This window comes from Cellulomonas sp. JH27-2 (genome assembly GCF_014837175.1).
In the GTDB taxonomy this organism is placed as follows: domain Bacteria; phylum Actinomycetota; class Actinomycetes; order Actinomycetales; family Cellulomonadaceae; genus Cellulomonas.
The window spans coordinates 83,713-106,964 of the sequence record NZ_JACYFR010000005.1; the positions used below are offsets into that span (position 1 = coordinate 83,713).

At 72.5% G+C, this 23,252-nt stretch carries 14 protein-coding genes and 1 riboswitch; of the genes, 9 read left to right on the plus strand and 5 right to left on the minus strand.

All coding sequences use genetic code 11. From position 1 onward, the window contains the following. The first annotated feature begins 15 nt into the window (after positions 1-15). Both sucD and IC607_RS14940 read left to right on the plus strand, forming a co-directional pair. On the plus strand, positions 16-894 hold the full coding sequence (gene sucD, locus IC607_RS14935) for a succinate--CoA ligase subunit alpha (RefSeq protein ID WP_191788209.1): 879 nt from the start codon (positions 16-18) through the stop codon (positions 892-894). Between the two features lie 325 nt (positions 895-1,219). Then, positions 1,220-2,491, plus strand: a complete 1,272-nt coding sequence (locus IC607_RS14940) for a DUF6350 family protein (protein WP_191788210.1) — start codon at positions 1,220-1,222, stop codon at positions 2,489-2,491. A gap of 44 nt (positions 2,492-2,535) precedes the next feature. On the opposite strand, the gene IC607_RS17930 is transcribed toward IC607_RS14940, so the two are convergent. Next, positions 2,536-3,228: a hypothetical protein gene (locus tag IC607_RS17930; RefSeq protein WP_225225117.1), complete on the minus strand. Its 693-nt coding sequence runs from the start codon at positions 3,226-3,228 to the stop codon at positions 2,536-2,538. Between the two features lie 180 nt (positions 3,229-3,408). On the opposite strand from IC607_RS17930, the gene IC607_RS17935 reads away from it, so the two are divergent. Continuing rightward, positions 3,409-3,876, plus strand: a complete 468-nt coding sequence (locus IC607_RS17935) for a formyltransferase family protein (RefSeq protein ID WP_370526290.1) — start codon at positions 3,409-3,411, stop codon at positions 3,874-3,876. A 70-nt stretch (positions 3,877-3,946) separates the two neighbouring features. Here IC607_RS17935 and IC607_RS14955 read toward each other — a convergent pair whose 3' ends face one another. Continuing rightward, the gene (locus tag IC607_RS14955) at positions 3,947-5,014 is read right to left on the minus strand and encodes an NAD-dependent epimerase/dehydratase family protein (protein WP_191788212.1); all 1,068 of its coding nucleotides are present in this window, start codon (positions 5,012-5,014) and stop codon (positions 3,947-3,949) included. A 233-nt stretch (positions 5,015-5,247) separates the two neighbouring features. Here IC607_RS14955 and IC607_RS14960 point away from each other — a divergent pair, with 233 nt between their 5' ends. Together IC607_RS14960 and purH are read left to right on the plus strand one after the other, a co-directional pair. After that, on the plus strand, positions 5,248-5,976 hold the full coding sequence (locus tag IC607_RS14960) for a TetR/AcrR family transcriptional regulator (RefSeq protein ID WP_191788213.1): 729 nt from the start codon (positions 5,248-5,250) through the stop codon (positions 5,974-5,976). A 42-nt stretch (positions 5,977-6,018) separates the two neighbouring features. Then, positions 6,019-6,106: riboswitch (ZMP/ZTP riboswitch) on the plus strand. A 40-nt stretch (positions 6,107-6,146) separates the two neighbouring features. Further along, the gene (gene purH / locus IC607_RS14965; protein WP_191788214.1) at positions 6,147-7,784 is read left to right on the plus strand and encodes a bifunctional phosphoribosylaminoimidazolecarboxamide formyltransferase/IMP cyclohydrolase; all 1,638 of its coding nucleotides are present in this window, start codon (positions 6,147-6,149) and stop codon (positions 7,782-7,784) included. A gap of 110 nt (positions 7,785-7,894) precedes the next feature. Here the strand turns inward: purH and IC607_RS14970 are convergent, their stop codons facing one another. Further along, a complete protein-coding gene (locus tag IC607_RS14970) occupies positions 7,895-9,268 on the minus strand; it encodes an NAD(P)/FAD-dependent oxidoreductase (RefSeq protein WP_370526292.1) in 1,374 nt (457 codons plus the stop codon). Between the two features lie 43 nt (positions 9,269-9,311). On the opposite strand from IC607_RS14970, the gene IC607_RS14975 reads away from it, so the two are divergent. Then, complete coding sequence (locus IC607_RS14975; RefSeq protein ID WP_370526293.1) at positions 9,312-9,854, plus strand: DUF3017 domain-containing protein; 543 nt, start codon at positions 9,312-9,314, stop codon at positions 9,852-9,854. 147 nt (positions 9,855-10,001) lie between these two features. On the opposite strand, the gene IC607_RS14980 is transcribed toward IC607_RS14975, so the two are convergent. After that, positions 10,002-11,114 (minus strand): aquaporin, encoded by a 1,113-nt coding sequence (locus IC607_RS14980; protein WP_191788217.1) that lies wholly within the window; start codon positions 11,112-11,114, stop codon positions 10,002-10,004. Positions 11,115-11,437: 323 nt separating this feature from the next. On the opposite strand from IC607_RS14980, the gene IC607_RS14985 reads away from it, so the two are divergent. Continuing rightward, positions 11,438-12,655, plus strand: a complete 1,218-nt coding sequence (locus tag IC607_RS14985) for an NADP-dependent isocitrate dehydrogenase (protein WP_191788218.1) — start codon at positions 11,438-11,440, stop codon at positions 12,653-12,655. Positions 12,656-13,011: 356 nt separating this feature from the next. On the opposite strand, the gene IC607_RS14990 is transcribed toward IC607_RS14985, so the two are convergent. Next, the gene (locus IC607_RS14990; protein ID WP_191788219.1) at positions 13,012-14,598 is read right to left on the minus strand and encodes an HNH endonuclease signature motif containing protein; all 1,587 of its coding nucleotides are present in this window, start codon (positions 14,596-14,598) and stop codon (positions 13,012-13,014) included. 162 nt (positions 14,599-14,760) lie between these two features. Here IC607_RS14990 and IC607_RS14995 point away from each other — a divergent pair, with 162 nt between their 5' ends. Both IC607_RS14995 and pulA read left to right on the plus strand, forming a co-directional pair. Further along, on the plus strand, positions 14,761-15,765 hold the full coding sequence (locus IC607_RS14995) for a malate dehydrogenase (RefSeq protein ID WP_191788220.1): 1,005 nt from the start codon (positions 14,761-14,763) through the stop codon (positions 15,763-15,765). Positions 15,766-16,198: 433 nt separating this feature from the next. Next, positions 16,199-23,239, plus strand: coding sequence for a pullulanase-type alpha-1,6-glucosidase (gene pulA / locus IC607_RS15000; RefSeq protein ID WP_191788221.1), 7,041 nt, complete (start codon positions 16,199-16,201; stop codon positions 23,237-23,239). The last annotated feature ends 13 nt before the right edge of the window (positions 23,240-23,252 follow it).

Genomic DNA, 23,252 nt, shown 5'->3' on the forward strand with positions numbered 1-23,252 from the left:
AGAAGCAGACACACCATGGCCATCTTCCTGACCGAGGCATCCAAGGTCATCGTCCAGGGCATGACGGGCTCCGAGGGCACCAAGCACACGACCCGCATGCTCGCCTCCGGCACCAACGTCGTCGGCGGCGTGAACCCGCGCAAGGCAGGGACGTCCGTCGCGTTCGGCGAGACCGAGGTCCCCGTGTTCGGCTCCGTCTCGGAGGCGATGGAGAAGACGGGGGCCGACGTCTCCGTCATCTTCGTGCCACCGGCGCACACCAAGGGCGCCGTCGTCGAGGCGATCCAGGCGGGCATCCCGCTCGTCGTCATCATCACCGAGGGCGTCCCGGTGGCCGACACCGCCGAGTTCTTCGCGCTCGCGCAGGACAAGGGCGTGCGGCTCATCGGCCCCAACTGCCCGGGCCTGATCAGCCCCGGGAAGTCCAACGTGGGCATCATCCCCGCCGACATCACGGGCCCCGGCCGCGTCGGCCTGGTGTCCAAGTCGGGCACGCTGACCTACCAGATGATGTACGAGCTGCGGGACTTCGGGTTCTCGTCGGCCGTCGGCATCGGTGGCGACCCGATCATCGGCACGACGCACATCGACGCGCTCGCGGCGTTCGAGGCGGACCCCGACACCGACGTCATCGTGATGATCGGTGAGATCGGCGGCGACGCCGAGGAGCGGGCCGCGGCCTACATCGCCGAGCACGTGACCAAGCCGGTCGTCGGCTACGTCGCCGGCTTCACGGCGCCCGAGGGCAAGACGATGGGCCACGCCGGCGCCATCGTCTCGGGCTCGTCGGGCACCGCGCAGGCCAAGAAGGAGGCCCTCGAGGCCGCCGGTGTCAAGGTCGGCAAGACGCCGTCCGAGACCGCCGCGCTTGCGCGCGAGCTGCTCAGCGCCTGAGCCGTACCCTCTCCGACGCCCGTCCGTCGGCTGCTCCTGCGAGAGCAGTCGGCGGGCGGGCGTCGTCGTACGCCCGCCGTCCGCCTCGTGCCTGCACGTGTGATCTTCGTGCAGGCGGTCCGACGCGCCGGGCCGCCTGCGGCATCGGTGCGGCGTGCGAGGCGACGATGGCCGCGTGAGCCAGTCGCGACCCACTTCCCCCGGATCCGCGGTCGGCGACCGCGGATCGTCGGGCGGTCGGTCCGCCGGGCGCGGTGCCGGACGAGCCGGAGGCGCGTCGGCCGGCCCGGGTCGAGGCCGTCGCCAGCGCACCGACACCGGTTCCGTGCCGTCGGTGGGCGCCGGTGTTCCTGCGTCCGCCCGCGCCGTGGAGTCGCGGGACGAGGTCTTCCTCGGCAGCGCACTGGACGGCGCCCCGCGCTGGGTGTCCGGCGTGCTGGCTGCGGTGCAGGCGGCGGTCCTGTCGCTGCTGGTCCTCGTGCTCCCCGCCGTCGCGAGCTTCGTCGCCACGGCCGCCGACCCGGCCAACTCCGGGGTCTCGTGGTTCCGGGCGGTCCGCGTGGGCGTCGCGCTCTGGCTCGCCGGTCACGGTGTGCCGCTCGAGGTCAGCGGCTCTTCCGTCACGCTCGTGCCGCTCGGTGTCACCGCGCTCGCGACGTTCGCGTGCTACGCGTCCGCACGACGCTCGGGGATCCCCACCCGCTCGGGCCTGGCGGCGGCGGTCGGCACCTACGTCGTGCTCGTACTCGTCGTCGCGCTCGCGAGCGGGGTGGGACCCGGTGGCGTCGCGCGGGCGGTCGTCGGAAGCGTCCTCGTCGGCGGCGTGGGACTGGGGTGCGGCCTCGCGGCGCGCCCGGGTGCGCCGTCGGTCCGCGTCGTCACCGCGCCGCTATTGGCCCGCGTGCCCGCCGCGGTGCGGGTCGGCGCCGGCGGTGGTGCGGTGGCGGTCGGCCTGCTCGTCGCGGTCGCGTCCCTGGTCACGTCATTGTGGGTGATCGCCGGTCTCGCGACCATCCGCGACGTGGTGGACGGGCTCTCCCTGGACCCCGTGGGCGGGACGGTGCTGGCGTTCGCCGAGCTCGTCTTCGCGCCCAACCTGGTGGTCTGGTGCATCGCGTGGCTGGCGGGTCCCGGTTTCGCCGTCGGGCTGGGGACGCACTTCGCGCCGCACGAGGTCGTCGCCGGGCCGATGCCGGCGGTCCCGCTGCTGGGCGCGTTGCCGAGCAACACGCTGCCGGGCGCCTGGCGCTACCTGACGCCTCTGCTGCTGGTGGGTATCGGAGCGCTGGCCGGCTGGTACGTCCACCGCCGACTGCGCCCCGCCCGGTGGTGGCACCCCGTCGTCGCCGTGCTCGCCGCGTCGGCCGTCGCGGCACTGCTCGTCGGGTTCCTGGTGCTGCTGGCGTCCGGGGGAGTGGGACCGGGCCGCATGACGCACGTCGGCGCGTCCGCCCTGCTCGTCGCCGTCGCGGTCGGGTGGCCCGTGCTGCTCGGGTCGTTGCTCGTCGCCGTGCCCGCCGACCCTGTGGTGCGTGCGGGAGTACGCGCGCGGGTACGGCGCACAGGCTCCCGGCGGGGCGCGACGGACGACGACTGAGGCGGCCGCCCGGCGCGCGGACGTTCAGCCTGCGCTGCGGGTCCTCAGCTCGTGCTGCGGGTCCTCAGCTTGTCCTGCCAGTTCTCCAGCCCCTGCCGGAAGTCCTGCTCGCACTGCGCTCGCGCGGTGTGCGTGAGCGCATCGGCGAGGCAGGCCTGCCGCTCGGCCTGCAGCGGCCAGAGCAGCAGCATCCCGCCCGCGACCATCGCCCACACGGCCGAGATCGCGATACCCACGATCAGCATGGGGACGAGAGCCCCGCGGACGTGGGCGCGGCTCGCGGACAGGGCGGCACGGATGCCGTAGACGACCGCGGCGACGATGAACGGGAGCGCCAGGGCCTGCCACGGGATGTGCAGCGTGCCGAGGATCGCGGACGCCAGCAGCAGCAGGCCGAACGTCCGGGCGTGGCCGCGTGCCTGCGCCGCGCCTTCGGGATCGGTCGGGATCGGGGGCGGCACGGGCTGCTGCCCGGGGTGCTGCTGGCGGAAGCCCTGGTGGGTGGGGTGATGATGCGGGTGGGGCGGCACCTGCACACCGTGCGGTCCCTGGCCTTGCGGTCCCTGGCCCTGTGCTCCCTGACCCTGGGGCTGCTGGGCCGGGGCGGGCAGGTCGTCGCCCACCGGCGCGGACGTTGGAGGGCCGTGCGTGCCGGTGGGCGCCGGCCGGCCGTGCGCGCCCGGGCGGTCGGCGTCGGGGCGACGACCGTCCTCAGGAGGCGCGTAGGGGTTGCTCACGCGGACATTCTCGCCCACCGCGGCGACGGGCGCGCCCGCCATCCGCACGTCGAGCCGCCGGGGCTGGGCCAGCCGCGCCGCACACCGCCGGATAGGGTTCCGCAGGTGGTTCCCTCGCGGTCGTCGTCGCCCCAACCCGCAGCGCCCAGGCATGCGACACGTCAGGCGGGACGGATCGTCGTGCTCGTCTCCGCGCAGGACGAGGGACTCGCGGACCTGCTGGTGGCGCACGCGGCCTCCGCGTTCGGCGGCCGCGTCGTCGGCGTCGTCGCCGACCGCGGTGAGACGCGCGCGATCGACGCCGCGCGCGGGGCCGGCGTCCCGGTCGCCGTCGTCGCGCAGCACGACTTCCCCGACCGGGCGGCGTGGCGCACCGCGCTGGCCGGCGCGGTGGCGGTGTTCTCGCCCGACGTCGTGGTTCTGGCAGGGTTCGTGACACCCGTCGGGCAACCGCTGCTCGACAGGTTCGAGGGCCGCGTCGTCGCCGACCACAGCTCGGCTCACGGCACGGTGATCGTGGTCGACGAGCCACGACGCCTCGTCGGGGTCGTGGGTGAGATGGTCCGCGGCGATCGGGCCGGCGGCGGCGAGTCCCGTCGACCGGGAGCCCCGGCGACGGGCCCGGTCGCGCGCCGCTCGAGCCGCTGACGGGCGCGAGCCGCTCGGGCCCGGCGGCCCGTGACTCGTCGAGCGACCGTCAGCGGCTCGTCGCAGGCCGTCAGCGGGAGACGTGCTGAGGAGCTGCCAGGTGCCCCTGCCACCAGGCGGTGGTCGCGCGGGCGATCGCGTCCCACGGGGTCGCGGCGACTCCGAGCGCGCTCTCGCTGGCACGGGAGTCGACGACGAACGGCGCGTCGAACTGGTACAGCACGCGCACCACCTCGCGCACGGGCGGCTTGAGCAGGCCGATCACCTTCAGTGCTCCGGCCGGCACGGGCTTGATCGGGGGCACGGGGACGTCGGCCTGCTGAGCGAACAGTGCGACCAGCTCGGCGTAGGAGATCGCGCCGTTCGTCGGGGCGATCCACGGCCTGCCCCACGCTGACTCCTGGTCGGCGGCTGCGGCCAGGGCGGCGACGTAGTCGGGCAGGTACGTCCACGCGTGCGGCTGGTGGGCGTCGCCGACGGGGTGCAGGGCCTTGCCTGCCAGGAGCGGACCGAACAGGCTCGCACCAGCGTGGGCAGGCCCGGTCGTGCCGGGCCCGACGTAGTCGCTCGCGCGGACCTCCGTCGCGCGGACGCGTCCGGCCTCGTGACGTGCCAGCGCGTCGTGCCACATCTGCGCGCGCACCTCGCCCTTGCGCTCTGTCGGGCGCAACGGCGTCCGCTCCGTCATGGCTCCCGAGCCCGCGCCGTACCCGTACAGGTTGGCGGCCGTCACCAGCACGGCTCCTGTGTGCTCCGCGGCATCCATCGCGGCCTCGTTCAGTGCGGGCCAGAGCTCGGGCCAGCGGTCGTAGCGCGGGTTCGCCGCGTTGATGATCGCTGCCACGCCCGACCCGGAGCCGGTCGCCGAGCCAGTTGCCGAGCCGGTCGCAGGGCCGGTCATCGAGCGACGCGGCGACCCCGCCGCCGCGTCGAGGACCGCACGCGTCAGGGCGTCGGCATCGGAGGCATCCGCCGCGACGTGCCGGACGCGTCCCGGTGCGGCGGCCCGGTCGTCGTCGGACACGACGGTGGGCGCGCCCGACCGGGAGACGACCACGACGTCGTCGCCACGACCCGCCAGGTGCCGTGCGAGTGCGGATCCGACGGGTCCCTTGCCGAGGACGACGTAGCGAGCCATGAGTGCCTCCGAGAAGAAGTGAGAGCGGCGCTCTCGAACAAGAGCAATGCTCCAGAACGGATGTCCTCGATGTCAAGAGCAGTGCTCACATTGCAGAACGCCGCTCTCTTCGAGATCATGCGGGAATGACGGAGAGTGACGAGTCCTCGACACCAGCCGACCCCGCTGGTCCGGCCGAGCCTGAGGCGCGAACGCCTCGCGAGCGAGCGCGCCTGGCGTTCACGGCTGACCTGATGGGGGCTGCGCGCCGTCGGGTGCGCGAGGACGGGGCGGCGCAGCTCTCGCTCCGCGCCGTGGCGCGGGATCTGGGCGTCGCGTCGTCGGCCGTGTACCGCTACGTCGACTCGCGTGACGCGCTGCTGACGCTGCTCGTGATCGAGGCGTTCGACGGCGCCGGTGCGGCGTGCGAGGAGGCGGCCGAGCGGGCGATCCGCGCCGGCGCGGATCCCGCCCGGACGTGGCTCGCGGTGGCGCGGGGCTTCCGGACGTGGGCGCACCACGATCGGCACTCCTTCGAGCTGATCTACGGCACGCCGGTCCCCGGTTACCTCGCGCCGCAGGACACCGTGCGGCACGCGACGCGCGTCTGGGGCGTCCTCGGCGCGACCGTCGCGCGCGCTCTCGCCGACGGCACCCTGCAGCCGACCGGTCCGCGTCTCCCGGCCGCCGGCATGGTGACCGACGGGGTCCTCGAGTTCGCGCGAGGAGTGGGCGGCCCGGGTGGGATCGCGGGGACGGGCGCCGACGACGTGCCGGACGGCGCCTCGGACGACGACATCGCGGCGGGGGTGGTCCGCTCCGCCGTGCTGTTCGCGGCGCTGCTCGGCGCGGTCTCGATGGAGCTCTACGGCCACCTCCACGGTGTCATGACGGACGCCGACCGCGTCTTCGACGTCACGATGGCGACGGTCGCGGCGGGCGTCGGCCTGCACGTACCCCTCGACGACGTGACCGCGGGCTGAGCCGCACAGGGGTGCCAGGGCGCGTGGGCGCCCGGTAGAGTCGGTGCCGGTCGTGACTGGCGCAGGTGGGGACAACCACCGGGGAGCGGCCGCAGTTCCCTGCCGTGCACCGCCCGCCTGGGTGCCTGGGTCTCGACGCCCCGTCCATCGACCCCAGCCAGGAGATGCGCATGAGCCACGCCCCCGCCCCGATCACCTCCGACGTCCCGCCCGACCTCGAGGATCCGTCGACCCGCCGACGCCTGCGCCGTGCGCTGGTCAGCGTCTACGACAAGACCGGCCTCACCGAGCTGGCCGCCGCGCTGCACGCCGCGGGCGTCGAGCTGGTCTCGACCGGGTCCACCGCCAGCACGATCGCGGCCACGGGTGTGCCGGTCACACGCGTCGAGGACCTGACCGGGTTCCCGGAGTGCCTGGACGGGCGCGTCAAGACGCTGCACCCGCGGGTGCACGCTGGCGTGCTCGCCGACACGCGTCGTCCCGAGCACCTCGCACAGCTCGACGACCTCGGCATCGCTCCGTTCGAGCTCGTCGTCGTGAACCTGTACCCGTTCACGGCCACGGTCGCGTCGGGCGCAGGACCCGACGAGTGCGTCGAGCAGATCGACATCGGCGGGCCGTCCATGGTGCGCGCGGCCGCGAAGAACCACCCCAGCGTGGCCGTCGTCGTCGACCCCGCGCGGTACGGCGACGTGACCGCGGCCGTCGCGGCCGGCGGGTTCACGCTCGGCGAGCGTCGTCGGCTCGCCGCCGCAGCGTTCGCCCACACGGCGGCCTACGACGTGGCGGTGTCGTCGTGGTTCGCGTCGTCGTACGCGCCCGACGAGTCCGCCGCGGACTCGGGCTTCCCGGGCGTGCTCGGTGCCACGTGGGAGCGGGGCGACGTCCTGCGCTACGGCGAGAACCCGCACCAGAACGCGGCACTGTACCTCTCCGACGAGGGTGTGGCCGGCCGCGGCCTCGCGGGGGCCGAGCAGCTGCACGGCAAGGCGATGAGCTACAACAACTACGTCGATGCCGACGCTGCATGGCGAGCCGCGCACGACCACGACGCGCCCACGGTCGCGATCATCAAGCACGCCAACCCCTGCGGCATCGCGGTGGGCACCGACGTCGCCGACGCGCACGCCAAGGCGCACGCGTGCGACCCCGTCTCGGCGTTCGGCGGCGTCATCGCCACCAACCGCACGCTCACTGCGGCGGCCGCCGAGCAGATCGCGCCCATCTTCACCGAGGTCGTCCTGGCGCCCGACTTCGAGCCCGAGGCCGTCGAGATCCTCAGCCGCAAGAAGAACGTCCGCGTGCTGCGCGTGCAGGCCGCGGTCACGGCCGACGTCGAGCTGCGGCCCGTCACGGGCGGCGTGCTGCTGCAGCAGACCGACCGGATCGACGCGGCCGGCGACGACCCGAGCACGTGGACCCTGGCGACCGGGCAGGCCGCCGACGAGGCGACGCTCGCCGACCTCACCTTCGCGTGGCGGGCGGTGCGGGCCGTGAAGTCGAACGCGATCCTGCTCGCGTCCGACGGCGCGTCGGTGGGTGTCGGGATGGGCCAGGTCAACCGGGTGGACTCGTGCAAGCTGGCCGTCGAGCGTGCCAACACGGGCGACGTCGAGCGGGCCCGAGGTGCCGTCGCGGCGTCGGACGCGTTCTTCCCGTTCGCCGACGGCCTGCAGGTGCTGCTCGACGCCGGCGTGCGGGCCGTCGTCCAGCCCGGGGGGTCCGTGCGCGACGAGGAGGTCATCGCGGCGGCCGAGGCGGCCGGCGTGACCCTCTACCTGACGGGGACGCGCCACTTCGCGCACTGAGCAGTGTGGGTGCCCCGCCGGCGGACCGACGTCATGGTCCGCCGGCGGGGCATCTGCGTCGGTGCGTCAGACCAGCGCCCCCCAGCGGCCGGCCGGCTCAGCGTGGCAGGTCAGCGCACCTGCGCCGCACGCAACGGCTGCGCGGTCACGGCGGCGACGTCGCGGTCGAGCCGCGGCAGGTCGAGGTCCCCGAACAGACGCCGAGCCGCGCCGACGTCGCGCGGGCGGTCGACCGTGAGGATCGCGCTGAGCGTCTGCTCGCCCGCACGGAACCAGAGGGCGGACCAGCCTTCGCCTTCTGACGGATCGCCCCGCAGCACCACGTCGTCGGCCTCGTCGGGCAGGCCGAACAGCGTCAGGTCGTGACCGAGCTGCGTCGAGAAGACGTACGGCACGGGGTCGGCTGCATCAGCTGCTCTGCCACTCCCTGTGCCATTCCCTGTTTCATTTCCTGCGCCAGGTCCAGCGTCGTCGGCGCCTCCGCCGGCCGTCCTGCGGGCGCGCACGAGGTCCGCCGCCAGGATGGCAGGCCCGCGCAGCGCACCGTCCCAGTGGCCACCGGGCACCCAGCCGTGCCGCCGCGACCGTCGTCGGGCGACGTCACCGACGGCGCGCACCCGACGGGACGCACCGATGACCGCGTGGTGCTCGTCGACGCGCAGCGAGCCGTCGAGGTCGCGGGGGAGGGCGTCGCCGAGCCAGTCGGTCGCGGGCCGCGCACCGACGGCCGCGAGAACCACGTCGGCGGGGACGCGCGTCCCGTCGGCGAGCAGGACGCCGTCCTCGTCGACGCCCGCCACCTGGGCAGCGGTGCGCAGCTCGACGCCCACGTCCGCGAACCACCCGGTGGCCAGCGCCCCGACGCGCGCGCCCACGGCGCCGGCGAGTGGTGCGGGACCGGCCTCGAGCACGGTGACCCGTGCCCCGACGGCCGCCGCGACGCCGGCGACCTCCGCGCCGATCCAGCCCGCCCCGATCACGACCAGCCGCGCCCCCGGCACCACTCGAGCGCGCAGTGCGGCGGCGTCGTCGGCCGTGTGCAGGACCAGGGCGTGCTCCCAGCCGGGGACCCGGCGCGCCCGGGCGCCGGTGGCGAGCACGACGGCGTCGGCCGAGACCTCGCCCCCGCTCGCGGTGCGCACGACGACCTCGTCCGGTGCGAGCCGCAGCCCCGTCGCGGGCTCGGCCAGCCGGGCGTCGTCCGCGAGGTGCACCAGGTCGACGCCGAGCTCCTGGGACAGCCACGCCGGCTCGGTGCGATCGAGCAGGTGCTTCGACAGCGGCGGACGGTCGTACGGCGCACGGCCCTCGCCGCCGAGGACCGTGAGGTGACCGTCGAAACCCGCTTCCCGCAGGGCGCCGACGGTCTGCGTCGCGGCCAGGCCCGCACCGACGACCACGATGCGGCGCGGTGACGTGGCGAGATCCTCCGTCGGTGCGGCCCCGTCGAGCTCGGACGGGGGCGGCGCGGTCGGGGACGTCACCCGCGCAACGGTAGTCTCCCGGGACAGGAGGATCATCGTGGTCGTGAAGCGAGCGGACGGTTCGGCATCTCAGGTGCCCGACGAGGTGGAGCAGGCGCGGCTCGTCGATGCGCAGGACGCGCGCGACGAGCGGGCGGCCCTCATCGAGCAGACGTCGGGTTCCGCGCAGGAGTCGAGCTCCGAGCACGCGTCTCGCGATGACGTGGCACCTCGCGACGAACGGACCCAGCAGGCCCGCGATGCACAGGTGAGTGACGATCAGGTCGCACTGGCACGCGCCGTGCACGAACGCGATCCGCGTGCCATCGCGCGTGCGTCGTTGGATGCCGGCCGCAACGTCTCCCTGTGGTGGACGAGCGCCGGTGTCGTCGTCGCGCTCGTCGTCTCGCTCGTCGTCGGGACGCGGGCGGGCGCGTACACGCTCGCCGGCGTCCTCTTGGCGGGCGCGGTCGCCCGGCTGCTGCTGCCGTCACCTGGCCCGCTCGCGATCTCGGTGCGGGCGCGGTGGATCGACGTCACGATCCTCGGCGTGCTCGCGGCGAGCATCGGCCTGCTGGCACAGCTGCTTCCCGGCAACACGCTCTGACCGGGCCGTCGTCGACGGCCGCACACACTCAGGGCCCGCCGCCCGCAGAACGAGCGAAGCGCCCGACCTGACGGTCGGGCGCTCCGTTCGTTCCGGCGTCGGCCGGAGGGGGCGGCGGTCGGTTCGACGAGCCGGCCCCCGGCAGGCTCAGGCCTGGCGCTCGTTCACGACGAGGACGTCCTCGTCGGTGACGTAGACGTCGTCCTCACCGAGCAGGTTGTCGTCCGCCGGCTCGGCGGCGAAGGCGCGGTAGATGAGGCCCGCGATCGCGCCACCGAGCAGCGGGGCCACCCAGAAGAGCCACAGCTGCTTGAACGCCCAGCCCTCGGAGAAGATGGCGGCGGCCGTCGAGCGGGCCGGGTTGAGCGACGCGTTGGTGACGGGCATCGCGATCAGGATGAGCACGGCGAGCGTGAGACCGATGGCGAACGGGCCGACGACGCTCTTCGAGCGACGGTCGGTGACACCCAGGATGACGCCGACGAAGACGGCCGTGACGACGGCCTCGATCAGCAGCGCCTGGAGCAGCGAGAACTGCACCGCGCCCTGCGAGCCGGTCCCGAGCGGGGAGTGCTCGCCGAATCCGTTCGCGACTGCCGAGAAGAAGTTGCGCACGGAGCCCTTGCCGTCCTGTGCGACCGCGCCCGGGAGCTTGGACGGAACCGAGATGAAGAGGACCGCGGCGGCGATCGCGCCGCCGACGAGCTGGGCCACCCAGTAGGGGACCACGTCGCGCCAGGACGTGCGGCCCGCGAGGGCAGCACCGAACGTCACCGCCGGGTTGAAGTGTCCGCCCGAGACGTAGCCGACGGCAGCGGCACCACCGGCGACGGCGATGCCGAACGCGAGCGCGACGCCGAGTCCGCCGGCGCCGCCACCCGTCGCAGCGAACGTGGAGCTCGCGTAGAGCGCGACACCCAGGCCCGCGAGGACCAGGAAGAACGTGCCGAAGACCTCGGCGCCGAGTCGCGCGACGAGCGACGGGCCCGTGACGATCGCCGTACCGGCAGGGACGACGTACGCGTCGATCTCCTCGACGGTGACGTCGGCCTCCTCGTCGTCGACGACCGGTGCAGCCGCGGCAGGCGCAGCGTCGGGCTTGGCGAACGTGGGCGGCTCCGGCGTGGCGTCGGGCTGCGTAGCCGCGGGTGCGGCCGAGTCGGCGTTGGTGGCGTCGGATGCAGTCGCGTCGGCCGCCGCCGCTGCGGTGACCTCCTCGGGCTCCGGCGAGCCGGCGACCGGGTCAGGTGTCTGGGACATGTTGGTCCTGTCATGTGTGATCGAGATCGAAACGGGCGTGGGCCAGCGTCCTGCGCGAGCCGCCCTTGACGGCCAGCATGCCAGGCCAGGCACCCTGCGTCACCGCAACAGGCGGACAAATCGCATCCTGGACGCCTGTGAGTTGGCTGGACGTGCGGTGGCGGGCGCCGCGATCGCGGGCTGTGCGGGCCGGAGGGACCCGGATCGACCAAGTCTCTCGATGTCGAGTAATCTTTCCTGCGGACGCAGGAGCCCGCGCGACCAACAAAGGTCGCCGCAGGGGTGCCTCATCCCCGCTCAGTCACCAGCACAGGAGATCCCGCATGGCGAAGATCAAGGTTGTCGGCCCGGTCGTCGAGCTCGACGGCGACGAGATGACGCGCATCATCTGGCAGTTCATCAAGGACCGTCTGATCCACCCCTACCTCGACGTCGACCTGCGGTACTACGACCTGTCGATCCAGAACCGCGACGCGACCGACGACCAGGTGACGATCGACGCCGCCCACGCCATCAAGGAGCACGGCGTCGGCGTCAAGTGCGCGACGATCACGCCTGACGAGGCGCGCGTCGAGGAGTTCGGCCTGAAGAAGATGTGGGTCTCGCCGAACGGCACGATCCGCAACATCCTGGGCGGTGTCGTCTTCCGCGAGCCGATCATCATCTCGAACATCCCGCGCCTGGTCCCGGGCTGGAACAAGCCGATCATCATCGGCCGTCACGCCCACGGCGACCAGTACAAGGCCACCAACTTCAAGGTGCCCGGCGCCGGCACCCTGACGCTCACGTACACCCCTGCAGACGGCTCCGAGCCGCTCGTCCAGGAGGTCGTGACCTACCCCGAGGCCGGCGGCGTCGCGATGGGCATGTACAACTTCAACGAGTCGATCCGCGACTTCGCGCGCGCCTCGTTCGCCTACGGCCTGCAGCGCGGCTACCCCGTGTACCTGTCGACCAAGAACACGATCCTCAAGGCCTACGACGGCGCCTTCAAGGACATCTTCCAGGAGGTGTTCGACGCCGAGTTCGCGGCCGACTTTGCCGCTGCCGGTCTCACCTACGAGCACCGCCTGATCGACGACATGGTCGCTGCTGCCATGAAGTGGGAGGGCGGCTACGTCTGGGCGTGCAAGAACTACGACGGCGACGTGCAGTCCGACACCGTCGCTCAGGGCTTCGGCTCGCTCGGCCTCATGACGTCCGTCCTCATGACTCCCGACGGCCAGACCGTCGAGGCCGAGGCGGCCCACGGCACGGTCACGCGGCACTACCGCCAGCACCAGGCCGGCAAGCCGACCTCGACCAACCCCATCGCGTCGATCTTCGCCTGGACCGGCGGTCTCAAGCACCGCGGCAAGCTGGACGGCACCCCCGAGGTCACGGAGTTCGCCGAGACGCTCGAGAACGTCGTCATCACGACCGTCGAGAGCGGCAAGATGACGAAGGACCTCGCCGCGCTGGTCGGTCCCGAGCAGGAGTGGCTGACGACAGAGGACTTCCTCGCAGCCCTCGACGAGAACCTGGCTGCCCGCCTGGGCTGACAGTTCCGCGCACGGCGCGAACGCCGGGTGGTCCTTGACGGGACCGCCCGGCGTTCTGTCGTTTCATGACGGCCCGCGGTTCCGGGCGCGGGCGTGAGCTGGGCGCGCCGGGCTGGCGGAACGGTGATGAGCACACGGCGACGAGTGCGCGCAACGACAAACGCGTGCCAGTACGAGTGCGTGCGAGGACGCGCGTGTACGACGGCGAAGGCGGGCGCGGACGATGGCGATGGCGTTGGCCAGTGCGCCCCGCCGGTGGGCGGAGGCGTGGAAGCGGACGAACGAGTTCGGGCAGGTGCTTGCGTCGCTGGAGCCAGGTAAGTCTGGAGGCCTTGGGTGCTGCTCGTGCGCCGCGGCTATTGGCGCCGGTGGAGGAGTCCGCGGTGGTGGAGGGTGTCGAGGAAGTGGGTGGGTGAGCCGGTGGCGGGTCGCCAGTTGTCGTGGGGGTCGTGGGGGTGGTGGAGCCAGGGTGGTGGTTGGACCCATGGGGTGCCGTCTTGCATGCGGATCTGCCATCCGTTGGTGTCGATGGTGCGGTGGTGGTGCCAGCACAGCAGGACGCCGTTGTGGGTGTGGGTGCCGGACGGGTTCTGGGCGTGGGGGGTGACGTGGTGGACTTCGCACCAGGCGGCGGGGACGTGGCAGTCGGGGATGATGCAGCCGCCGTCGCGCAGGGTGATGGCGCGGCGTTGGTGGGGTGTGAAGGTGCGGGTGGGGGACCAGATCGCGGTGATGGCGCCGTGGTGGTCGTAGGTGATGTGCTGGGTGGCGCCGTGGCAGGTGAGCTGGTCGACGGCGCCTGGTGACAGGGGCAGGGGGGCACCGAACTGGTTGCCGCTGAACACGGCCCCGGCGCCGTAGCGGCGCTGGTGCGTGCTGGTGTCCTTGTCCGGGTTCTGGTTGCGGGTGCCGCTGCCGGTGCCGGTGCCGGTGTGGGTGCCTGGGTGGCGAACGGCGACCAGGACGGTGGGGGAGTTGCCGGCCAGGGAGCTCTGGTCGGCGACGCGGGCGGCTGCGGACAGGGCTGAGGCGAGGATGTCGTGCATGAGCTGGGGCCGGGTGCGTGGGTCTCGTCCGAGGTGCGACGTACCGACCTGCCCTGCGGTGTTGGTGTCCTCGTTGTTGGTGGGCGGGGCGTCCACGTCGGGGGTGCGGGGGTTGGTGGCGGCGTCGGCGTAGGCGGCGAGCATGGCGGCGACCTCGGGCAGGAGCAGGCCGGTGATCTTGATCAGGCCGTGGTGGGTGGCGCCCAGGCGCAGGGCTCGGCGTGCCAGGGTGGGTTGGTCGTCGGGTTCGGTGCCGTCCTGGTCGAGGAACTGGGCCCAGGTGCGGGCCTGGATGCGCACGGAGTCGGCGTCCAGGCGGGCCCGCCCACCGGGGGTGGGTGCGGCGCATGCGGTGACGAGCTCGTCCTCGGCGGCGGCCACGGCCTGGTCGCCGGCGACGTCGCGGACGGGGTTCAGCTCGTCGATGATCCGGGTCGCAGCGTCGGTGTTGATGCGGCCTTCGTGCAGGGCGGCGGCGACGTGCGCGAACCGGGCCGGCAGCGGGCGTCCGTCCAAGGTGGTGGGTGCGGTGGTGGCGTGTCCGAGTCGCAACCATCGGGACACGGAGATGTCGGCGGCGCCGGTGAGGCGTCGGATCAGCTCGCGGGCGTTGCGGCACCCGCGTCGGGCGGCCAACGACGACGTTCCCAGGCCGCGCCCGGATCGGTCGTCGACCTCCGCGGCCAACCGGGCCCGCCACGCGTCCGCTCGTCGGGCGGCAGCCTCGGCCTGACCGAGCGCGGCGAGCACGTCCTCATCGCTCCACCCGGCGACCCCGACCAGATCACCGCCCAGCAGATCGACAGCACTCCCGCGAGCGTCGCCGTCGGCCGGACGGGACGCGGTAGATCCCGCGCCCTGGTCCGGCGAACCGGTGTCGCTCCCGTCGGTGAACATGGACAAATCCTCCCACCGACCACTGACACAACCTTGTACACATGTTCGAACCGTGAGACGATTGCCGTGCGGCGGAGCGCCGTGGGCGCGCGCTCGGGGTAGCGTGCCGAGGGTGGCCGAGAAGGCCCGCGACCAGCACGTCGACGACCCTAGGAGAACGCCGTGACCTCCCCGAACCTCGCTGCCCGTCCCGTCAACGTCACGGTCACGGGTGCCGCCGGTCAGATCGGGTACGCGCTGCTCTTCCGGGTCGCGTCGGGTCAGCTGCTGGGTCCGGACGTCCCGGTCCGGCTGCGTCTGCTCGAGATCCCGCAGGCGGTCAAGGCGGCCGAGGGCACGGCGATGGAGCTCGACGACTGCGCGTTCCCGCTGCTCGCAGGGATCGACATCGTCGACGACGTCACGGCGGCGTTCGACGGCACGAACGTGGCGCTGCTCGTCGGTGCCCGCCCCCGGGGTGCGGGCATGGAGCGCGGTGACCTGCTCAGCGCCAACGGTGGGATCTTCGGGCCGCAGGGCGCGGCGATCAACGCCGGCGCGGCCGATGACGTCCGCGTCCTCGTCGTCGGGAACCCTGCCAACACCAACGCGTGGATCGCGTCCCAGCATGCGCCCGACGTGCCGCAGGAGCGCTTCACCGCGATGACGCGCCTGGACCACAACCGGGCGGTCGCGCAGCTCGCGAAGCGCACGGGCAGCACGGTCGACGACATCCGCCGCCTCGCGATCTGGGGCAACCACTCGGCGACGCAGTATCCCGACCTGACGCACGCGACGGTCGGCGGCCGCCGGGCGCTCGATGTCGTCGACGACGAGCAGTGGGTGCGTGAGACGTTCATCCCCACCGTCGCCAAGCGTGGCGCTGCGATCATCGAGGCGCGCGGTGCCTCGTCGGCCGCCTCCGCCGCGAACGCCGCGATCGACCATGTCCACACGTGGGTGACGGGGACGCCGGACGGGGACTGGACGTCCGCGGGTGTCGCGTCCGACGGTTCCTACGGCGTGCCGGAGGGGCTGATCTCGTCGTTCCCGGTGACCGCGGCGGACGGGAGGCTCACGATCGTGCCCGACCTCGAGATCGACGAGTTCTCCCGCGCGCGCATCGACGCCTCGGTCGCCGAGCTTGTCGAGGAGCGCGACGCGGTCAGGGCGCTCGGCCTGGTCTGACGGAGGTTTGGTCGGGCGCGGTTTGGTCTGACGCTGCCTGGTCTGACGCTGACTGGTCTGACGCTGCCTGATCTGACGCGGCCGCGTCTGGCGTCCGGCGCCGGGGCGCCCAGGCGCTCGCTCGACGACGAGCGGGTGTCTGCGGACATCCGGTCGCGCCTGCCCGTGGTGCCCGGGCTATACGTCGTCGTGCCGCCCGACCAACGCCGCCCGACCAACACCGCGCATCTTCGCCGCAACTATTGCTGCAAGTTGCTGCAAGCCGGTACGGTTCCGGACAACCCCACCACGAGGTCGTGGCGAGGGTCGTCGAGCAGGACCCACGCTGCCCGCGACGTGCACCGCCGATCGTGGTGCGCTGCGCGCATCGCGTGCGCCCCACCCGTGCCCCGCATGCCCGCGCGCCGCAGCGCGGAGACGAAGGAGTCAGCGCATGTCCAGCGCCCCCGCGCTCACCCGCCGCACCCCGCACCTCCCGGCCCGAGCCAGGCGAGTGATCTCGGGCGCCGCAGCGCTCGCCCTCGCGCTCGCCGGGGTGACGGTCGCCCAGCAGACCGCATCCGCCGCCGCGACGACGTACTCGCTGGTGGGGAGCCTGCAGTCGGAGATCGGCTGCGCCGCGGACTGGGACCTCACGTGCACGGACGGCGACCTCGCGCCGGTCGCTGGCGAGGACGGTCGGTACGCGGGGGAGGTCACGCTCCCCGCGGGCAGCTACGAGTTCAAGGTCGTCGGGGACCACGGCTGGGACGAGGCGTACGGTTTCGGCGGCTCGAGCGCGGCCGGCGCGGCGAACGTCCCGCTGGTCCTGAAGGGCAGCACGCGCCTGGCGGTGTCCTTCGACCGCGCGACGGGCCGCACGAGCCTGACCCCCCTGGACCTGCAGGCCGACGCGGAGCAGGACCCGAAGCCCGTGGCGCCCGTGCGCGAGCCGGGCTCGGGTCAGCAGTTCTACTTCGCCATGACGGACCGCTTCGCCAACGGTGACACGAGCAACGACCGCGGCGGACTCACGGGTGACCGCCTCACCACCGGCTTCGACCCCACGAGCAAGGCGTTCTACGAGGGCGGCGACCTCGCGGGGCTGCGCGGCAAGCTCGACTACATCAAGGGTCTGGGCACCACCGCGATCTGGCTCACCCCGAGCTTCACGAACAAGTACGTGCAGGGCATCGGCACCGACGACGTCTCCGCCGGCTATCACGGCTACTGGGTCACGGACTTCACGAAGATCGACCCGCACTACGGCACGATGGCGGAGCTGGACGGCCTCATCGACGCCGCCCACGCCAAGGGCCTGAAGGTCTACTTCGACATCATCGCCAACCACACGGCGGACGTCATCCAGTACACCCAGACCGGCGACCACCCGTACGTCCCGCTCGCGACGAGCCCGTACAAGGACGCCGACGGCACGGCGTTCGACCTCGCCGACGTCACGGGCAAGACGTTCCCGGAGATGAACGCCGACTCGTTCCCGTACACCCCGGTGGTCCCGGACGACGAGAAGGACGTCAAGGTGCCCGCCTGGCTCAACGACCCCACGCTGTACCACAACCGCGGTGAGTCGACCTATGCCGGCGAGTCGTCGACGACGGGGGACTTCGGCGCGCTCGACGACCTCATGACCGAGAACAAGACCGTGGTCGACGGCATGGCCAAGATCTTCGAGGACTGGGTCGACGTCGGCATCGACGGCTTCCGCATCGACACCGTCAAGCACGTCAACATGGAGTTCTGGAAGTCCTGGACGACGCAGGTCATGGACCACGCGCACGACGAGGGCAAGAAGGACTTCTTCATGTTCGGCGAGGTCTACGACGCCGACGCGACCAAGACGAGCCCGTACGTGCGGAACACCGACATGAGCTCCGTCCTGGACTTCTCCTTCCAGTCGGCGGCCTCCGGCTACGCGGGCGGCGGCTCGGCCAAGAGCCTGCAGGGGCTGTACGCGTCCGACGACTACTACACGATGCCCGACTCGAACGCGGCGGCCCTGCCCACCTTCCTGGGCAACCACGACATGGGCCGCATCGGCTACTTCCTGGCCGGCACGTCCGACGCCGAGCAGCGCGACGTCCTGGCCCACCAGCTCATGTTCCTCACGCGCGGCCAGCCGGTCGTCTACTACGGCGACGAGCAGGGCTTCGTCGGCACCGGCGGGGACAAGGACGCGCGGCAGTCGATGTTCGGCACCCAGGTCGACGAGTACGCCGACCAGAAGCTGATCGACGGCACGACGATGGGCACGTCCGACCACTTCGACACCTCGAGCCCCCTCTACCGGGACATCGCGGAGCTGGGCGCGCTGCGCCAGGCGAACCCGGCGCTGTCCGACGGTGCGCAGGTCGAGCAGTACACGGCCGACGGCACGGGCGTCTACGCGTTCTCGCGCGTCGACCGCGACGACCAGGTCGAGTACCTGGTGGCCGTCAACAACGCGACGACGAGCAAGCAGGCGACCTTCACGCCGTTGAGCCCGACCGCGACGTTCGAGGGCATCTACGGCACCGACACGGGCGGCGCGTCGGACAAGGCGCCCGGCGAGGTCACGGCCGACGGCGACGTCACGCTGACCGTCCCGGCGCTGTCGGCCGTGGTCTACCGTGCGACGACGAAGCTCCCGGCACGGATCGCGCCGGTCACCGCGACCTTCGTCGGTGACCCCGGCGAGCCGGTCAAGGCGCTGAACCCGGTGGCCGTGACGCTCGACGAGGAGGCGTACGCCGAGACGACGTTCTCCTACCGCGTCGCGGGCGACGGCGACTGGACGACGCTCGGCACCAGCGACACCGGCTCCCCGCGCGTGTTCCACACGACCTCGGGCCTGGACGCCGGATCGCTCGTCGAGTACCGCGCGGTCGTCGTCGACGCGAGCGGCAACACGTCCGTGACCAGCACCTACGCGACCGTCGGCGAGGGCTACGGGGGCGGCAGCCCCGTGGAGGCCGACGCGGCGAGCAAGGTCACCATCCCCGGCGACCACAACAACGAGATGGGCTGCTCGGCCGACTGGCAGCCCACCTGCACCGACGCGGAGCTGACCCTGCAGGCCGACGGCCTTTACTCGGGCTCCTTCCACCTGCCGGCCGGCACCTACCAGTACAAGGTGGCGATCGGGGCCGCCTTCCACGAGGCCGCGGGCGACGAGAACGGCGGCTGGCACGAGAACTACGGCGTCGACGGCGTCAAGAACTCGGCGACCGGCAACGTCAGCTACACCGTGACCGATCCGGACAAGCCAGTGACGTTCTGGTACGACCCCAGCACGCACCGCGTCACCAACGACGCGGCCGGTGCGGTCTACACGGTCGCCGGTGACTTCCAGTCCGAGCAGGGCTGCACGTCCGACTGGAGCGCCACCTGCCTGACCGGCCTGCTGGCCGACCCGGACGGCGACGGCACCTGGACGTACACGACGTCCGCGATCCCGGCGGGCAGCTACGAGGCGAAGGCGATCCGCGACCTGAGCTGGGACACCAGCTACGGGACCTCGTCGGGCGGGAACGTCGCGTTCTCCGTGACGGCCGAGACCCCCACGGTGACCTTCAGCCTCGACACCACCACCGGGGTGCTGAGCACCGACGCCGCCCAACCGCCCACGGACCCCGGCAGCGGCGGCGACCTGCTGGTCACCGTCCCGGGAAGCCACAACTCCGAGATGGGCTGCGCGGCCGACTGGTCGCCCGACTGCACGCAGGCCGTGCTGGCCAAGCAGCCCGGCGGCGTCTACGCCGGCACCTTCACGCTGCCCGCGGGCGACTACGAGTACAAGGTCGCGATCGGCGGCACGTGGGACGAGAACTACGGCGCCGGCGGCGTGCGCGGGGGTGACAACGTCACGTACACGCTGACGAAGTCGACCGACGTCACCTTCGTCTACGACCCCGTGACGCACGCCTTCACCAACAACGCCGCGGGCCCGCTCTACACGCTCGCGGGCAGCTTCCAGTCCGAGCTGGGGTGTTCGGCCGACTGGCAGCCCGCCTGCCTGGCGGCCTGGCTGCAGGACCCCGACGGCGACGGCACGTACACGTTCTCGACGACGAAGCTCCCGACCGGCGCCTACGAGGTCAAGACGACGACGGGCAGCTGGGACGAGAACTGGGGCGCCGACGGGGTCGCGGGAGGAGCCAACATCGCGTTCTCCGCGACCCAGGGCAAGCAGGTGCTGTTCACGTTCGACTCCGCGACGCACGTCCTGACCGTCACGGTGGCCGACCCGCCGCTGCTCGGCACGGGCCAGCAGCGCGCGCACTGGGTCTCGCGGGACACGCTCGCGTGGCCGCGCGACCTGCTCCCGGCCGGGGCCGACCCCGCCGACCTGAGCTGGGAGCTCGAGACGGCCTCGTCGGGCGGCCTCGCACTGGCCGACGGTGAGGTCACCGGCGGTCAGGCGCACGAGCTGACCTACGACAGCGTCGGCCTCGCCCAGGCCGTCACGGACCGGTACCCGGCGCTGAAGGGTTACGTGGCCCTGCACCTGAGCGCGGCCGACGCGGCCGACGCAGCCGATCTCCTCACCGGTCAGCTCGCCGTCCTGCAGCGCACCGGCGACGACGCGTCGGCCTGGACCGGGGTGCAGATCCCGGGCGTCGTCGACGACCTCTACGCGTCGGCGAAGGACGCCGACCTGGGTCTGACCTGGGACGACGCCACCCCGACGTTCGCCCTGTGGGCGCCGACCGCCAAGCACGTCGACCTGCTGGTCCAGGCCGGCAGCACCACTGCCGAGCCGCAGCGCGTCGCCGCGACACGGTCCGACGACGGGGTGTGGCGCGTGCGCGGCGAGGCGGGATGGAAGAACGCCGCCTACCGCTACGACGTCCAGGTCTACGTGCCCTCGACCGACGAGGTGGAGCACAACGTCGTCACCGACCCGTACTCGGTCGCGCTGACCACGAACTCCACGCACTCGGTGGTCGTCGACCTCGACGACCCGAGCACGCAGCCGTCGCTGTGGGCCGACACGCCCGCGCCGACCATCGAGAAGGCCGTCGACCGCAGCATCTACGAGCTGCACGTGCGCGACTTCTCGATCAAGGACCTGACGGTCCCCGCCGACGAGCGCGGCACGTACCTGGCCTTCGCCCGGGACAGCGCCGGGACCAAGCACCTGCGCGCGCTCGCCGCGGCGGGCCTCAACACGGTCCACCTGCTGCCGACGTTCGACATCGCCAGCATCCAGGAGGACCGCACCAAGCAGGCGACGCCCGACTGCGACCTGGCGTCGTACGGTCCCGCGTCCAGCGAGCAGCAGGCGTGCGTCGCGAAGACCGCGGACACGGACGGCTTCAACTGGGGCTACGACCCGTACCACTACCTCGCCCCGGAAGGGTCGTACGCGACCGACCCGGACGGCGCCGCGCGCGTCGGCGAGTTCCGCACGATGGTCGGCGCCCTGCACGCCACGGGCCTGCAGGTGGTGCTCGACGAGGTGTTCAACCACACCGCGGCATCGGGCCAGGCGGACACGTCGGTCCTCGACAAGGTGGTGCCCGGCTACTACCACCGCCTCAACGCGGTGGGTGCGGTCGAGACGAGCACCTGCTGCCAGAACGTCGCCACCGAGCACGCCCTGGCGGGCAAGCTCATGGTCGACTCCGTGGTCCTGTGGGCCAAGGAGTACAAGGTCGACGGCTTCCGGTTCGACCTCATGGGCCACGCGTCCAAGCAGAACCTTCTGGACGTCCGGGCGGCGCTCGACAAGTTGACCCTGGCCAAGGACGGCGTCGACGGGAAGAAGACCTACCTGTACGGCGAGGGCTGGAACTTCGGCGAGGTGGCCGACGACGCCCTGTTCACCCAGGCGCGCCAGGGCAACCTGGGCGGCACGGGCATCGGAACCTTCAGCGACCGGCTGCGCGACGCCGTGCGCGGCGGCGGCCCGTTCGACGAGGACCCGCGGGTGCAGGGCTTCGGCTCCGGGGTCTACACCGACCCCAACGGCGCCGAGGCGAACGGGACGGCCGACGACCAGCTCGCGACCGCCCAGCACGACGCCGACCTGGTCCGCCTGGGCCTGGCCGGGAACCTGCGGGACTACGCGTTCACGACGAGCGACGGCAGGACGACCAAGGGCAGCGAGATCGACTACAACGGCCAGCCGGCGGGCTACGCCGACGAGCCCGACGAGGTCATCACCTACGTCGACGCCCACGACAACGAGACCCTGTGGGACTCGCTCACCATGAAGCTGCCCGTGGCGACCACGATGAGCGACCGCATCCGCATGAACACGCTGTCGCTCGCGACGACCGCGCTCGCGCAGACGCCGTCGTTCTGGAACGCCGGCGCGGACATGCTGCGCAGCAAGTCGCTGGACCGCAACAGCTACAACTCCGGGGACTGGTTCAACGCGATCGACTGGACCGGCGCCGACAACGGGTTCGGCCACGGCCTGCCCCAGGCCGCCGACAACCAGGCGAAGTGGGACTATCAGCGTCCGTTGCTGGAGAACCCAGCGCTCAAGCCGACCGCGGCCCAGGTCGCGACGGCTTCCGACCAGGCGCAGGACTTGCTGCGCCTGCGCACCTCCAGCCGGCTGTTCCGGCTCGGCACCGCGGCCGCGATCGAGCAGAAGGTGACGTTCCCGGGCAGCGGCTCCGATGCCGTACCGGGCGTCATCACCATGAGCATCGACGACACCGTCGGCGCCGACGCCGATCCCGCGCTCGACGGCGCGCTGGTCGTCTTCAACGCCGGCACCAAGGCGGTGACGCAGAAGATCTCCGCGCTCGCGGGCCGGGACTACGCGCTCTCGTCGGTCCAGGCGCACGGGGCCGACGAGGTCGTGAAGGCAACCACGTGGGACACGGCCACCGGGACCGTCACCGTGCCGGCCCGCACCGTCGCCGTGCTCGTCGACGCCCAGGAGAAGGGCGGCACCGACCCGACGCCCACCCCCACCCCGACGGTCACCCCGACGCCGACCGCGTCCCCGAGCCCGTCCGCCACGCCGTCGTCGTCGGCCACCCCGACGACGAAGCCGACGCACCCGACGCACCCGACGCACCCGACGAAGCCCACGCACCAGCCGACCCCGAAGCCCACCAAGCCGGGGCACACCAAGCCCGGGCACGGCAAGGGCAAGCCGCACCTGTCGCTGTCGGTGGGCAAGGTCCGCGCGGGCGGCGCGGTGCACGTCAAGGGCTCGGGCTTCACGCCGGGGGAGCGGGTCCAGGTGTGGCTGCACTCGGAGCCGGTGCTGCTGGTGGCGACCGACGCGAGCGCGAGCGGCGCGCTCGATGTCACCGTGACCGTGCCGACCGACACGCCGGCGGGCTCGCACCACCTGGTCGTCACGGGCATCTCGTCGGGCCTGAGCGCGCAGGCGGCGCTGACGGTCCTGTCCGCGTCCGACCCTGACGCCCTGGGCGCGACGGGCTTCGAGCCCGGGCTGGCGGGGCTGGCCGCGCTCATCCTGCTCTGCGGTGCGGCCGTGCTCGTCGTCGGCCGCAGGCGCCGGGCATGACGAAGGGCGCCGC